At 51.1% G+C, this 15428-nt stretch carries 12 protein-coding genes and 1 pseudogene; 3 read left to right on the top strand and 10 right to left on the bottom strand.

The window, feature by feature from the left end:
• Position 1 precedes the first annotated feature (1 nt).
• Both hpaE and hpaG read right to left on the bottom strand, forming a co-directional pair.
• Positions 2-1468, bottom strand: coding sequence for a 5-carboxymethyl-2-hydroxymuconate semialdehyde dehydrogenase (hpaE, locus tag ABZJ92_RS12640; protein WP_000757498.1), 1467 nt, complete (start codon positions 1466-1468; stop codon positions 2-4).
• Positions 1465-2754, bottom strand: coding sequence for a 4-hydroxyphenylacetate degradation bifunctional isomerase/decarboxylase (gene hpaG, locus ABZJ92_RS12645; protein ID WP_000679100.1), 1290 nt, complete (start codon positions 2752-2754; stop codon positions 1465-1467). Before hpaG ends, hpaE begins: the two co-directional genes overlap by 4 nt.
• Before the next feature lie 271 nt (positions 2755-3025).
• Between hpaG and hpaR the strand changes: the two genes are divergently transcribed.
• Positions 3026-3472: a homoprotocatechuate degradation operon regulator HpaR gene (gene hpaR, locus ABZJ92_RS12650; protein ID WP_000543916.1), complete on the top strand. Its 447-nt coding sequence runs from the start codon at positions 3026-3028 to the stop codon at positions 3470-3472.
• Between the two features lie 118 nt (positions 3473-3590).
• The gene (gene tsr, locus ABZJ92_RS12655; protein WP_000919530.1) at positions 3591-5255 is read left to right on the top strand and encodes a methyl-accepting chemotaxis protein; all 1665 of its coding nucleotides are present in this window, start codon (positions 3591-3593) and stop codon (positions 5253-5255) included.
• A 48-nt stretch (positions 5256-5303) separates the two neighbouring features.
• Here the strand turns inward: tsr and ABZJ92_RS12660 are convergent, their stop codons facing one another.
• Both ABZJ92_RS12660 and ABZJ92_RS12665 read right to left on the bottom strand, forming a co-directional pair.
• Positions 5304-6665, bottom strand: coding sequence for an MFS transporter (locus ABZJ92_RS12660; protein WP_000410138.1), 1362 nt, complete (start codon positions 6663-6665; stop codon positions 5304-5306).
• 214 nt (positions 6666-6879) lie between these two features.
• Complete coding sequence (locus ABZJ92_RS12665) at positions 6880-7794, bottom strand: GntR family transcriptional regulator (protein ID WP_000091584.1); 915 nt, start codon at positions 7792-7794, stop codon at positions 6880-6882.
• A gap of 138 nt (positions 7795-7932) precedes the next feature.
• Here ABZJ92_RS12665 and lgoD point away from each other — a divergent pair.
• Positions 7933-8955, top strand: a pseudogene (gene lgoD / locus ABZJ92_RS12670) (L-galactonate oxidoreductase).
• Between the two features lie 137 nt (positions 8956-9092).
• On the opposite strand, the gene opgB reads toward lgoD, so the two are convergent.
• The 6 genes from opgB to ABZJ92_RS12700 all read right to left on the bottom strand — a co-directional run bounded on the left by opgB (position 9093) and on the right by ABZJ92_RS12700 (position 14787).
• Entirely contained in the window at positions 9093-11384 is a 2292-nt protein-coding gene (opgB, locus tag ABZJ92_RS12675; RefSeq protein ID WP_001292683.1) for a phosphatidylglycerol--membrane-oligosaccharide glycerophosphotransferase, read from the bottom strand.
• 239 nt (positions 11385-11623) lie between these two features.
• Positions 11624-12118, bottom strand: a complete 495-nt coding sequence (gene yjjA, locus ABZJ92_RS12680) for a DUF2501 domain-containing protein YjjA (protein ID WP_077248833.1) — start codon at positions 12116-12118, stop codon at positions 11624-11626.
• A 48-nt stretch (positions 12119-12166) separates the two neighbouring features.
• A complete protein-coding gene (gene dnaC / locus ABZJ92_RS12685) occupies positions 12167-12904 on the bottom strand; it encodes a DNA replication protein DnaC (protein ID WP_000799911.1) in 738 nt (245 codons plus the stop codon).
• A gap of 2 nt (positions 12905-12906) precedes the next feature.
• Positions 12907-13446, bottom strand: coding sequence for a primosomal protein DnaT (gene dnaT / locus ABZJ92_RS12690; protein ID WP_000098818.1), 540 nt, complete (start codon positions 13444-13446; stop codon positions 12907-12909).
• Between the two features lie 106 nt (positions 13447-13552).
• A complete protein-coding gene (locus ABZJ92_RS12695) occupies positions 13553-14026 on the bottom strand; it encodes a threonine/serine exporter (protein WP_000538192.1) in 474 nt (157 codons plus the stop codon).
• The gene (locus ABZJ92_RS12700) at positions 14017-14787 is read right to left on the bottom strand and encodes a threonine/serine exporter family protein (protein WP_001338213.1); all 771 of its coding nucleotides are present in this window, start codon (positions 14785-14787) and stop codon (positions 14017-14019) included. Before ABZJ92_RS12700 ends, ABZJ92_RS12695 begins: the two co-directional genes overlap by 10 nt.
• Positions 14788-15428: the final 641 nt, after the last annotated feature.

The raw sequence follows: 15428 nt of genomic DNA on the forward strand, positions 1-15428 counted from the left end.
ATCAGACTCCCCATTTCGGAATTGGATGGTCGCCCATGGAAATGCAGACGTTCTTCATTTCCGCGAACACTTCGAAGCTGTACTCACCGCCTTCACGCCCGGTGCCGGAGGCTTTTACGCCGCCAAATGGCTGGCGCAGGTCGCGCACGTTCTGGGTGTTGACGAACACCATGCCTGCTTCAATGCCACGCGCCAGGCGTAACACTTTGCTGACATCCTGTGTCCAGATGTACGACGCGAGGCCGTACTCCACGTCGTTTGCCAGGCGTAAGCCTTCGGCTTCGTCTTTAAACGGCAGCAGGCAGGCGACCGGCCCGAAAATCTCTTCCTGGGCAACGCGCATACGGTTATCTACGTCCGCCAGCACCGTTGGGCGCAGGAAGTTGCCGCCTTTCAGGTGCGCAGGCAGGTCGGACGGTTTATCCGGGCCGCCCGCCAACAGGGTTGCGCCTTCTTCAATGCCGAGACGGATATAGCCGGAGACTTTTTCCCAGTGTTGCTGACTGATAAGCGCCCTAACCTGGGTATTCGGATCGTTCGGATCGCCCACGCGCAGACGGTTGGCGCGTTCGGCAAAGCGTTTAACGAATTCTGGATAGATGCTCTGCTGAATAAAGATGCGCGAACCGGCGGTGCAGCGTTCGCCGTTGATTGAGAAGATGGTGAACAGGGCGGCGTCCAGCGCACGCTCAATATCGGCATCTTCAAAAATCAGCACCGGTGATTTACCGCCCAGCTCCATGGAGTATTTTTTCAGCCCGGCGTTTTTCATGATGTTGCGCCCGGTGGCGGTACCGCCGGTGAACGACACGGCACGCACGTCATGATGACGGACCAGCGCATCGCCTGCGGTTGCGCCGTAGCCCTGTACCACGTTTAGCACGCCCGCCGGAATACCAGCTTCCAGCGCCAGCTCACCCAGGCGGTCGGCGGTCAGCGGGGAGAGTTCCGACATCTTCAGCACCGCGGTATTGCCCAGCGCCAGACACGGCGCGACCTTCCAGGTGGCGGTCATAAACGGCACGTTCCACGGCGACGCCAGCGCACAAACGCCTACCGGTTGCACCAGCGTGTAGTTGAGCATCTTGTCGTCAACCGGATAGGTCTTGCCGTTCATCTGCTGGCAGACTTCCGCGAAAAATTCAAAGTTGTGAGAAGCGCGTGGGATCAACACATTTTTGGTCTGATGGATCGGCAGGCCCGTGTCCGCGGTTTCCATCGCGGCGATCTCAGGCACGTTCTGGTCGATCAGATCGCCCAGACGGCGCATCAGGCGCGCACGCTCTTTCATCGGCAGATCAGCCCATTTCGGGAACGCCTCTTTCGCTGCCGCTACCGCCTGATTGATCTCCGCTTCACCGCCAGAGGCCACATCCGCCAGCACTTCACCCGTTGCCGGATTGGTAGTCTGGAAGTAGTCGTTACCTGCAACATTTTTGCCGTTGATCCAATGATTTACTTTTTTCATTTCGCTGTTTCCTCACTCACAATTCGGTTCACCAGGCGGCCCACGCCTTCTACTTCCACCACTACTTCATCGCCAGGCACCACGTCAGATAAGCCTTTTGGTGTGCCGGTGGCGATCATGTCGCCCGGATTCAGGGTCATAAATTCGCTTAAGTAGGCGATCAGGAAGGGCACGCTGAAGATCAGATCGGCGGTGGTGCCTTGCTGGCGTAACTCGCCGTTGACGAAGGTGCGAAGGGTCAGATTATGCGGGTCCGGGATCGCCTCTTTCGGCACGATGGTTGAAAGCATCGGCGTCAGTCCGTCGCGGCTTTTGACCCGCAGGTTAGGGCGGTAGTAGTTTTCCAGATAGTCGCGAATGGCGTAGTCGTTACACACGGTGTAGCCCGCGACATAATCCATGGCATCGGCTTCGCTGACGTTACGCGCCTGCTTGCCAATAACTACCACCAGCTCCGCTTCGTAGTGCATGTATTCAATATTGTTCGGGCGCACGGAGGTCTGGTTGTCGCCAGTGAGGGTATTCGGCGCTTTCAGGAACACCAGCGGCTCTTCCGGTGGCTTAAATTCCAGTTCGCTGGCGTGGTCGGCGTAGTTCAGGCCGAGGGCAAACAGCGTACCGTGCGGGTGTGGCAGCGTTGGGAAGCTCTTGCGCGTGGTCACTTCACGTTCGTCCACTACCGGATTTTCCAGCGGCGGGAAACCTTCTGCGAGAACACGCACGCGATCGCTTGGCTGTATTTCCACGCGCGCCTGTGGCGTGCCGAGCAGAATAGCATCGCCTGGATTCAGCGTGGCAAATTCGCTCAGGGCGCTCAGCAGCTGTGCGGCGTTACGTTGTAAATCGGCGGTATTCCAGTGATCGGCAGGACGCCCGTTGATCTCGGTATAGATAGTCAGATTATCGACATTGCTGAGAGCCACGGTTTCGCCAATGGGGCAGAATCCATCACGACATTTTGCTTTGATTGCCGGACGGTAAAAGCTCTCTTCCGGCAGGCTGACGTCGTTATCCAGCGCATATCCGGCGATGTACTCTGCCGCATCTTCTTCACGTACTTTCGTCGCCGTTTTCCCCACAATCAGCGCAACAGTCGCACCGCTCAGTACTTTTTCACCCTGTGGAAAGGGAATCGGTTCACCGCAACCAATCACCGTATTGCGCGGTTTAATAAACCAGACCGCAGTTTTAGGCGGGGCTTTGTAGGGAGATTGCTGGAACGCTTCCTGCCAGGCATCAAGTTGGCTGCGATGGTTCAACGCTACGGCGAAGATAGTGCCTTTCATTACCACTCCTCGGATTCGATCATCTTAATCATTAATATGTTAATGATTACTTTTATTCCCGATTGCGTAGTTTGGCAAAAGTAAGTGATATAAATGTGATCTAATTAACAAACTATTTACATTTAAAGATAATAAAATATTAAATATCAGTAAGTTAATAAAATATCATCAATTTTGATAAAATGAAGAATTGCGGGGGCAGCTCAGTCCCGGTAACGTGATGATTAATTGTTTCTATATTAATGATTTTGAATTTTTCAGGGGAAAGATAATGCACGACTCACTAACCATTGCGTTGCTCCAGGCGCGAGAAGCGGCGATGAGTTATTTTCGCCCAATCGTTAAACGGCATAATTTGACTGAGCAACAGTGGCGCATCGTGCGTATTCTGGCGGAAAGCCCATCAATGGATTTTCACGATCTGGCGTATCGCGCCTGCATTTTGCGCCCAAGCCTGACCGGGATCCTCACGCGGATGGAACGCGACGGTTTAGTGTTGCGATTAAAGCCGATCAATGATCAGCGGAAGCTCTATATCTCGCTGACCAAAGAGGGGCAGGCGCTGTATAACCGCGCTCAGACACAGATTGAAGAAGCCTATCGGCAGATTGAAGCTCAGTTTACTGCCGAGAAAATGCAACAGTTAACCCATCTGTTAGAGGAATTTATTGCTCTGGGCAATTCCCGACAAGAAGACATCCCGGGCGATAATGAATAACTTTTTAGTATCTGATAACCAGCGCCTGGTTTTTCCATGGATGGCGGGTTACACCTTTTCATAAAGTTTTTGCTTTCCAGGCCGAAAATCTTGCATCGGTCCACAGGAAAGAGAAACCATGTTAAAACGTATCAAGATCGTGACCAGCTTACTGCTGGTTTTGGCCGTTTTTGGCCTTTTACAACTGACATCAGGCGGTCTGTTTTTTAATGCCTTAAAGAATGACAAAGAAAATTTCACTGTTTTACAAACCATTCGCCAGCAGCAACCCACGCTGAATGGCAGCTGGGTCGCGTTGTTGCAGACGCGTAACACCCTCAACCGCGCGGGTATCCGCTACATGATGGATCAGAATAATATTGGTAGCGGTTCAACCGTTGCTGAGCTGATGCAGAGTGCCAGTATTTCGCTGAAACAGGCGGAAAAAAACTGGGCGGATTACGAAGCGTTGCCGCGTGACCCGCGTCAGAGCACCGCCGCAGCGGCAGAGATCAAACGTAATTACGATATTTATCACAATGCGCTGGCGGAGCTGATCCAACTGTTAGGTGCAGGCAAAATCAACGAGTTCTTTGATCAGCCGACCCAGGGATATCAGGACGGTTTCGAGAAGCAGTATGTGGCTTACATGGAGCAAAACGATCGGCTCTATGATATCGCCGTCAGCGATAACAATGCCTCCTACAGCCAGGCGATGTGGATTCTGGTGGGCGTGATGATCGTCGTACTGGCGGTCATCTTCGCCGTCTGGTTCGGTATTAAAGCCTCGCTGGTAGCGCCAATGAATCGCCTGATTGACAGCATTCGTCATATTGCAGGCGGCGATCTGGTGAAACCGATTGAGGTGGATGGCTCTAATGAGATGGGGCAACTGGCAGAGAGTTTGCGCCATATGCAGGGAGAGCTGATGCGTACCGTCGGTGATGTGCGCAACGGGGCCAATGCCATCTATAGCGGTGCCAGCGAAATCGCTACCGGCAATAATGATCTCTCTTCGCGCACCGAGCAACAGGCCGCTTCGCTGGAAGAGACGGCAGCCAGCATGGAGCAACTGACCGCAACGGTGAAACAGAACGCCGAGAATGCGCGCCAGGCCAGCCATCTGGCATTAAGTGCTTCTGAAACGGCGCAACGCGGCGGCAAAGTGGTAGATAACGTGGTGCAGACTATGCGCGATATCTCCACCAGTTCGCAGAAAATCGCCGATATTATCAGCGTAATTGACGGCATTACCTTCCAGACCAATATTCTGGCTTTGAACGCGGCGGTTGAAGCAGCGCGTGCGGGTGAGCAAGGACGTGGTTTTGCGGTGGTTGCGGGAGAAGTGCGTAATCTGGCCCAGCGTAGCGCCCAGGCGGTTCGTGAAATTAAAAGCCTGATTGAAGACTCGGTGGGGAAAGTGGATGTTGGCTCTACGCTGGTCGAAAGCGCCGGGGAAACAATGGCGGAGATTGTCAGTGCTGTGACCCGCGTGACGGACATTATGGGCGAAATATCTTCTGCTTCTGATGAGCAGAGCCGTGGTATCGATCAGGTTGGCTTAGCGGTTGCTGAGATGGACCGGGTAACTCAACAGAACGCCGCGCTGGTGGAAGAATCTGCCGCTGCCGCCGCCGCGCTGGAAGAGCAGGCCAGTCGCCTGACCGAAGCTGTGGCAGTGTTCCGGATTCAGCAACAGCAGCAACAGCAGCGTGAAACATCGGCTGTGGTAAAAACCGTGACGCCAGCTACGCCGCGTAAAATGGCAGTGGCAGATAGCGGGGAGAACTGGGAAACGTTTTAATCGCCATAAAAATGCCCGATAAGCAAAATGTTATCGGGCATAGGGAGTTTAATCTTTACGCGGGTCGTTGATCGGCTGGCGAACCAGGAAGATGTACGCCAGTGCTCCCGCTGCGGTGACGCAACCGCAAATGATTAGTGCCAGACGGAATGAGTGGGTTGTATCAACAATAAAACCAGTAATGATCGGCGCGAAAGAGGCGCAGATGAAGCTGGCAAAGTTCTGGATACTGCCCACCGACGCAGTCATGCGAGAAGCAACTGCGACGTGGATCAAGCCCCAGCAGGATGTTCCGGCAAAGTGAATACAGAACAGTGCCATGCCAATCAGCAGAACCGCCATCATGGATGTTGTCGCTTGTGGTACTATCAGCGTAAAGGCGGCAGAACAGAACATCCCGGTAATAATGCAGATCTTACGGCTTTTAATCGGAGCCATTCCCCCTTTGACCAGCCAGTCAGTAACGTAACCGTTGACCAGCATCCCGGCAGCCCCAAACAGGAAAGGGATAGCCGCCATCAACCCTGTGCTTTTTAAATCCAGGTTATAGGCTGTTTGCAGGTAACCAGGAAGCCAGGCCAGATACAGCCACGCAGTGTAGTTGATGCCACTGAATCCGAGCATCATTCCCCACATTGTGCGGTTACGGAACAGGCTGCGCCATTCGGCAAAATTGAGCGGATCTCGGCGGGCATTGACGCTACCTGCATTGAGATAAGCTTGTTCAACGGCAGTCAGTTCTACGTGCTCGCGGTTGCGATAGAGCATATACCAGCCGATGGCGAGAAAAATCCCCAGTACACCAATGGTAATAAACATCCCGCGCCAGCCCATCACCAGCATCATTGCCGCCAGAATCGGTGGGCTTACAGCAACGCCAATGGTAGAAGCTGCGTTGAAGAAGCCCATCGGGCGTCCGCGCTCTTTGATGTTGAACCAGTCGTTAATGACTTTTACACCGCATGGGTTCATCGGCGCTTCACCAATCCCCATACCGATACGCACCAACACGAACTGCGTAAAGCTGTGCACCATGCCAGACATGGCCTGGAACAGTGACCAGAAGAACATCCCCAGTCCCAGCATCAGGCGTGGGCCTTTACGATCCAATAGTGGGCCGCAAGGAAGTTGCGCAATGCCGTAAGCGAGTGAAAACACGGAGAGCAAAGCGCCGATTTCGGTGGCACTTAATCCCAATTCTTCACGAATCGTTAAATTTGCTACCGACAGCGAACTGCGGTCGAGATAATTGATTACCGCCGCAAAAAATAATAACAACATGGCGGTGGTTTGAATGCGTTTAATTCGGGTACTGCGTTGAACTAATCCATCTGGTGGCACGGGAATATCTGCCGACGAAGATGGAGTAAATGAAGAACGCGGATCGAGGGTGATATTTTCTTTTTCCACGCCGGACTCCTGTATTTATAATTTTAATTGTTTACGTAATTGTGCATTACGCAAGGTTGACATTAACGGCAGGTTAAAGTTTTAGGACTTTACTACCGCTCACAAAAACATTTTTAGTCGACTGATTGTGAGCATAGGTAAGCGGGAATTTCCCGGTATTTATCTTTTGATAAAACCGTGCACCCGCTAATAGTTTGCTGTTTTTAATCCGTACTTAATGAGCATAACGCGTGTTCTCATTAATGGATCGAATCATTGATTGTTTAGCTGAATTCAAATGGTTACGGAGCGCAAGGGTGGCATCAAGGTCACTGCGGCAAATCAGAGCGCTGAGAATGGTCATATGTTCATCGACGGCAATGATATTGCGCTGTTTAAGATCGCTTTCGTCCCATTGATAGTGAAAATGAAAGATGACTGAGATGATCTCAAGCGATTGATCAAAAAAGATATTGTCGGCAGCTGAAAGCAGTAAGGAGTGAAAATCTCTGTCAAGTTGCGAGAACATGCGAAAGCTATTGCCGATGTTGTCACGCAGTAGCCGATGACGTTCTAGCATGGTTTTCGCCTGCAGCCAGCGGGGATCATGATCAGGCAGGTTGAGAAAGTGCTGAAGTGAATGTGTTTCGAGCATTTCGCGTAGCTCAAACAGCTGCTCGGCGTAGGATTGATCGAATTGCTTCATGCTCCACTGGCCGCGCTTTTCGCTTTGAATAAGATTATAACGGCCGAATTTTAAAAGATATTCTCTTACAACCACCGGGCTGACACCCGCGGCCCGAGCCAGTTGCAGTTCAGAAAAAGTTTCCCTAGGGCGTAACTGACGCTGGTTTATCATCGTGAAAAAAGCCTGCTCAAACACTTTGTTTTGTTCACTCATTGAAGCGGTAGTACAGGCGAAACCGTCATCATGGTCAGGTTTACGCGCAATAACATAGTCGTTTCCAACCTGCGTTAAGACGCCGCATTCGCGTAATTGGCTGAGAATATGACGCACTGTAGTGCGGCTGATGTTGTACATTTCCGCCAGCGCACTTTGCGATGGAAGTGGGGAAGGGATATGACCCCGCGCCATATCATCAATGACCTGGTTAATCACATTGTGGCGTAAATTTTGTGAACGACTCATATTTTCCTCCTTGTGAGTCCATTAAAACCCGATTTAAAACATTTTTATGCGTGTGTTTTCACAAAACAGATTTTCCGTTCCGCTGCCATTTTTCATTTTCATTGATATCTAAGGCAACAAAAAATGGATAGCCGAATCATGTCTACGATGAATGTTTTAATTTGCCAGCAGCCGAAAGAATTAGTCTGGAAACAACGCGAGATACCTATTCCGGGTGACAATGAAGCATTAATAAAAATTAAGTCTGTCGGGATTTGCGGTACCGATATTCATGCCTAGGGTGGAAATCAACCATTTTTTAGTTATCCACGGGTTTTAGGCCATGAAATATGTGGGGAGATTGTTGGGCTGGGTAAAAATATTGCTGATCTTAAAAATGGTCAGCAAGTTGCTGTGATCCCTTATGTTGCCTGTCAGCAATGCCCGGCGTGTAAAAGCGGGCGTACCAACTGCTGTGAAAAAATTTCAGTCATTGGCGTGCATCAGGATGGCGGTTTTAGTGAGTATTTGAGCGTGCCGGTGGCGAACATTTTGCCCGCAGACGGTATTGACCCGCAGGCGGCCGCATTGATTGAACCTTTCGCTATTAGCGCTCATGCGGTGCGTCGCGCAGCCATTGCTCCCGGCGAGCAGGTGCTGGTGGTCGGGGCGGGGCCAATCGGTCTGGGCGCGGCGGCAATCGCTAAAGCCGATGGCGCACAGGTGGTGGTGGCGGATACCAGTCCGGCGCGCCGTGAACATGTGGCAACGCGTCTGGAGTTGCCCGTGCTGGACCCGTCAGCCGAAGATTTTGACGCGCAGCTGCGGGCGCAGTTTGGTGGTTCGCTGGCGCAGAAAGTGATCGACGCGACAGGTAATCAACATGCGATGAATAATACCGTGAATCTGATTCGTCACGGCGGCACGGTGGTATTTGTCGGTCTGTTTAAAGGTGAGTTGCAGTTCTCCGATCCGGAATTCCATAAAAAAGAAACGACGATGATGGGCAGCCGCAACGCCACGCCGGAAGATTTCGCTAAAGTCGGTCGACTGATGGCGGAAGGGAAAATCACTGCCGACATGATGTTAACCCATCGCTATCCGTTCGCCACGCTGGCAGAAACCTACGAGCGCGATGTGATTAACAATCGTGAGTTGATTAAGGGTGTAATTACTTTCTGATAAGGCGAGATTATTAAAGTTGCCATGCAGCGTCCGGGGAAGTGTTGGGCGCTGTTTTTTTTGTTTCTTAATAATGTGTTGTAAGCCGGAGAAGGCGTGTAGGTCGCACCCTATGCGACCTACACATCAGTCAGGAATTACCCTTCACGTTCTACCACTTTAATTTCCACCATGCCGATCCCGAGCTTACGCGGCGAGTGTCCGAGGATATTCCCTTCGTTGGTTGAGACAGGTTCCGGCGGCACAATTACCAGTGTGTCGGCATCGGTTGGGTTATCGAAATGCAGTGTGGTGGTGGTCACTTCATTGCCCAGCACAAGAGTTTGTTCTTCATTGCCTACGCGTACCGGAATAGGACGGCTGGCGTTATTGCCGTATGCTTTGGCGGTAATCACCAGGTCAAATTTCTTCGGCAGCGGATGCTTGTACTCGATTTTTACTTCATCGCCCAGCTGCGCGTTGGACCAGCGGCCCCACGACTCCGGACGGGAAATCCCGCTAAACTGTTTCACCTCTTCTGGCGCACCGGCGACGTTAAAGATGAAACTGTCGGCTTTGTAGCGAATATCGTTATCAACAATCTTCAGCGTATCGACATTGCCTTTGTAACGCGCCATGTCGATGACCGTATCTTTAAATGCCGTCTTGCTCTTCCATGTTGTTTTGTCAACATGCTGAACAATTTGCTGACCGCCAAGCTGCCCCTGCGAGACACACCAGTCGGTGGAAAGTGCCAGTTCCGGAGCCCAGAGTTGTGCCATCTTGTAGCAACTGTCAACCCAGACGAAATTGTCGCGTGGAGCGAAATCGGCCAGCTGGAAACGCAGCGGTGCTGAGTATTCGCTTTCCGGCAGCGGTTCCACGCGTTTGTCTGAAACCCGCAACAGCAGCGGCAAACGGAAATGGCTACCCGAGAAGGCAATCATGTTTTTCTGCTGGTCGATGGTGAACTCTTTCATCTCTTTAGGGAATTTCCACAGGCGGATGATATCTGGCTTCCACGCCAATGTTTTCTCTTTGATATTGAGGAAGATTTCCGACATCGACTGCCCGGATAAACTGCTACGACCAAGTCCGAGATAGTTATCGCCACCGAGAATGTCCAGCACCGTCGCGCCGTTATCCATCGTGTTACGCTTCACTGCCAGCGTCTTTTGCTGCGGCTTGTCGCCACGAATGACAAAAAACAGGTTATTGCGATCCTGCTTATTGAGGTATTTCCACGCCGTGTTGTTCATCGCTAAATGGTCAGAAGAGACGACGATGACAGTATCTTTAAACCACGGTGACGCTTTGATTTTGTTGATAAACGTCGCGATATTCTCCTGGCTGCAACTTACCGCGCTGAATGACTGATTCGGCTTACCGTCAAAATCATATTTTTTGCGGTTACAGGTGCGCGAGATAAAACCATCCGGGTGATGGGTATCGACTGTCAGGGTAAACAGTGAGAATCGCTGACCTGAGCGGGAAAGCTCTTCAAACTTTTTCCACGCTTCATCGAGAACGGTATCGTCGTAGAATCCCCAGTCGTTGCGATAGTGCGGGTCGGCTACCACGCTTTTCAGCTCTTCTGAGCCGTATAAGTGGTCGAAGCCGTGCGATTTCAGGAACACATCTTTACCGGCAAAACGCAGATTTGCGCCCTGCACGAAATAGTTCTGATAACCCGAGTTTTTCAGGATATCGCCCAGACAGATGTTCTGCGGGAAGAAGCTGGAGACAGAGGCGGAGGCGTTGCCTTCAAAGGGGGCGAACAGCGGTATGCCGCACTGAGAAGCCACCATGCCCGCAATCGTGTAATCCGTTCCTGGCAGCTGCTGTGTGTGGCTGAAATCCAGGCCTTCATTTTTCAACGCGCCCAGTTCAGGCGTGAGATCCGGGAAAGCTTCGTTATCAAAATAGGTCCGCTCGAGACTTTCGCCGTAGATATAAACCAGGTTGAGTTTCGGGTCAGGGATAGTTTTCGACGGCTCTTTATAATAAGCCGCAAAGTCCGGGTCGCCATCGCGTGACTGGGATTTCACCAGTTCCGTTATCTGACGAAATGCCGGGCTGGCGTCCACCGAACCCAGCGCCAGTAAGAGCGCCAGCAGGCTGTAACCAAAATGGTGCGGATGATGACGACGACGGCGCAGGATCCAGCCCAGCGCACCGAACACCGCCGTCAGCCCCAGCACAATGCCGATACCCGGCAGGATGTATTTGCTGACGCCAGCACCGGTCAGGCTGTTGGTTAAGGTATAGAGAACCGCGTCGTTAATACCATCGCCAGTAAAATAGTCGCTGGCAAACAGGGTGATATTTAAAACGACAAATAGCCCCAGCACCGTTAACGTGGCTGCAAACCACCAGGTGTTACGTCCCGCTTTCCATGCGTAAATCAGCACAGAGGCGAGAAAAAGGGCGAAAGAGAGTAGTTCTGACAATGGGCGATCCTCACTAAACCGGGCCGTTTAGCCAACGTTTAAGCTTTTTGAGAAGCACAATGTAATGGCGTCGCCATATTGCTGCAATTCTAGTGTCAAAAAAATGCGATGTTGTTAGGAATTAGTTTATAAACAGACTTTTTTGATCGCGGTCGCTTCCCGTGTAACAGGGGGAAAACCGTCCAGGAGCAGGGAAAAGGGCAGGAGAGAGCCGCGTCAGCCGGGTAACATTTCGCGGTTCAGGAAATGAAGTTCAGCCCCTGCTTTAACACCAGATCGCAGGCTTTGGTTTTCACCTTTTCTGCCAGCGGAGTCGTTCCGATGTTATCCAGATTGAGTTGCTGACCATCTTTTGTTTTCAGCAAACCCTGAATACCGTCCAGATAGTTGGTGTCTTCTTTTTGCTCTTCACTGTTCAGGCCCAGCTTTTCCAGCACCTGGTTCTTGATGTTTTCGGCATCGGTTACCGAAGCCAGCTTTTGCTTCGCGCAGTATTGCAGAATGCCTGCGGCATTGTTCATGTTATCTGCGCTTAAGGCTTGGTTTCCGCTGCTAAGCAAGTTAGTTAATGACGCGAGCGACCAACCGCCTTCCTGTGTCGTGCTGTTTTGGTTGCCAAGTTCGCTGGCGGCGCTGGAGAGCGCATCTTTCCAGGACGCAGCATGCACCCCGGTGGAAATTAATGCGCTGGCGGCAATGGCACAGCACAGAAGATGTTTAATAGTTTTCATCATCATTACTCAAGGTGGAATTGTGTCGCAGTATACCGCCAGAAACGGGGATTAATACTCTTTACCCGTTACCCGGCTACGGTAGCTATCCCAGTTGAAGATCACCCATAAACTGTTACCCAGGCGCATACGGTCCATCACGCGTTCGCCCAGCAACTTGGTCATCTCTTCCATATTACTGTTGGTCAGCATCCCGGTTGGGCGTTTGGAAGAAGAGCGGCGATCGACGATCTGGTTGATGATCACTTTTTCGTATTTCGATTCGGTCTGCACGCCGATCTCATCGATCACCAGCAGATCAACGTTGCTCAGATCGTTAAGCAGTTGTTCTTCGCTGGTACCGCTATTCCTGAAGGTATCTTTCATCGCCGACATAATATCGGCCACGGTGATGATCAATACGGATTTACCGCGTAGCAGCAGCTCGTTGCAGATTGCCGCCGCCAGATGGTTTTTGCCGGTTCCTGGCTTACCAGAAAAGATGAAGCTGGCGATGTTGCCGTCAAACTCTTCGACATACTGGCGCGCTTTGCTTAACGCATTCATCTGCCCTTCACACTCAACGCGATAGTTCTCAAAGGAGCAGTTCTGATGCAGTGGACGAATACCGGAGCGGTTAAAGGTGCGCTGCATTTTCATCGCCCGATTTTCACGTTCGAGAGCGGCGGAGCGGATCGCCCCTTGTTCTTTCTGCCAGGCCAGTAGCTCTTCACCCGTTTTGAATGCAGGTTTGATATGGGCAGGCATCATTTTTTGCAGGCGTTGCATCAGGTCGCCAACGTTTTTCATCGTTACCCTCTGAATCCTGGTGGAATTTGGCTGTCAGGTTCACTGACCGTATTCACATCTCGTTTCGGCAGTCCGCCGTTGCTGGCACGACCGATTTGCAGGCTGCGCGCCAGTTTTTGTTGCCACTGCACATGGTGAAAGACTTTACCTTCCGCCTGCCAGTAGGCAATGAATGAGGCCAGTTCTTCGGTGGTCACCGGCTCTCTTAGCGCCACGCCCCATAGCGCCGCCAGGCGGATAAAATCGGCATCGGGTTGCCAGTCCGGATACATGGCGAATTTCCCCATGGGTACAGCAACGGGAGCGGCTTGCGGTTCCTGATAGAGTTGATCGTCCAGAGCGACATCGCTTCCCGGACGCGCTAGCTTTTCTTCCAGCGCCAGCAGTTCAGCCAGGCGTGCAGGCGTGACGGCATAAAACGCCGGGGCATTGTTAGCAAATACGGCAACCACACCGCCTTCAGCTTTTGCCAGAACGGTTTGGTGATCGTGTACCAGGGCGTCAATACCAACGACGTCCGGGGTCAAAACTCTGGAAGACATACTGTTTCTCAAATATGGAACGATGAACGAGAAGGGAGATAACTTTTATAGTAACACACGGAGGAGAGGAGGCTGTCTCTCATCCGTGTGCTTAAGCGAGGCAATTTTATACGCGAGGGCGCTTGCGGTACAACCATAATCCAGGAATGGAAAGACCGATGGATAACGCACCAACAATCGATGAAGCTGTAAGAAAGTTGGTTAACAGGGTAATCATCAACGGTTCGCTGTAACCTAACTGGCTGATTTTTACCGACGAAATCATTGCGGTATAAGCCGATATGCCCGGGAACATAGGGATAACGGCCGCCACGGTAAACACTTTCGGATGCGCCAGATACCAGCGCGACCATTGAATACCAATGGTACCGACCAGCATAGAAGCCATAAAGGTTGACCACTCAATATTCAACCCGCTGGTCATCAAGATCATTCGGGAACCATGACCTATCGAGCCAAGCAGCGCACACCAGCGTAACGCCCGCACGGGAACGTTGAACACCATCGCAAAGCCGACCGCAGGAATGGCGGCGAGGATCATATCCTGCGCCAACGCTAACAGAAATTCGATCACACCCATCCGCGTAGCCCCCAAATCGTCAGTGCCATCACTACGCCGACGCAGGTAGCCAGTGTCAGCAGACTGGCGATCGCCCAGCGTGCCAGTCCGGTATTGATGTGGCCTTTAAACATATCGGCGACGGCATTAATCAACGGAAAGCCCGGCACTAGCAGCAGAACGCTGGCGGCCATCGCAATGGTGGGGGTATTGCTGAAAGTGGGGAGTTGCAAAAGCAATCCGGAAATGGTGGTGGCGGCGAAAGCGGTAAGGCAAAAGTTGATCTGTGGATGAAGATGACGTTGTGCCAGCAGCTGGCGGATATACATCGCGGTCGTACTGGCAAAGAAGGTGATGACGGCACCATCCCAGCCACCGTTATTGAGTTTACAGAAACAGGCGCAAGAAAGGCCAACCATTAAGGCTACCAGCCATCTTGGGTAACGTAATGGTTGAATTTGGCTAAATCGTTTCTCTACGCCTTTGTAATCCAGCAGATGATGCTCCGCAAGAATCACAATGTGCTGGACTTCAGTCACCACATGCATATTAATGCCGCGATCGTGATTTTTACGTGTCGATGTCAGGCATTGCCCATCTTTAATAGTTGTCAGCACTATGGCGTTCGAAGAGATAGAACTTTCGACGCTGTCCATTCCCAGCGCCCGACCCAGTCGTGAGGAAAGCTCATCAACCAACGCGCTTTCCGCACCATGTTGCAAAAGAAATAATCCACACTGGATACAAAGCCGCGTTACGGCTCGCTGTTGCTCAGTTTGCATAACTCGCCCTTTGTCATAGACGTGCTGCGTATTGTTCAGATAATGAGAATCCATTTGTATCATGAAGCACGGTTGTTTTGCGGTAGGTTAAGATCAAAATTGCGCTGATTAATCCTGGTTATTGGGACAAGCTCGGTGATAAAAAGCGAATTATCTCTCGCCGCAAACAAACTATCACATGAATATTATCACTATAATGAATTTATTGTTTAGCCTTTACGGGTCAGGATAATAGATAGCTGGGCGCGTTTTTTAGTGTTAACAAGTTAAAATCATCAGATTTTATTGAATAAATATTGATTGTGTGATTCCCGCATTCTGCGGGAAGAGATATCATTTAATTATAAATTAAATGAATGAGATTTCTGTTTTTCATTAAGTATTTCTAACAACTTAATGTAGATATTTTAAATGTCTCCAGGCTATTTCACCAGGTTATCATTTGATGCTAACCTTCTGACACATGCAGTGGAGTTGTTGTGCAGCAGGAGTATGCTGATATGAAAGTGAATGCTAAGGATAATTTATTCGCTTAATCTATTAATTTGCTGGAAACATTTAAGGAATGGGTAATGCTGCCAACTTACTGATTTAGTGTATGATGGTGATTTTAAGGTGCTTGCGTGGCTTCCATTTCCATC

Source organism: Shigella sp. FJ200513, assembly GCF_040495915.1.
In the GTDB taxonomy this organism is placed as follows: Bacteria; Pseudomonadota; Gammaproteobacteria; order Enterobacterales; family Enterobacteriaceae; genus ECMA0423.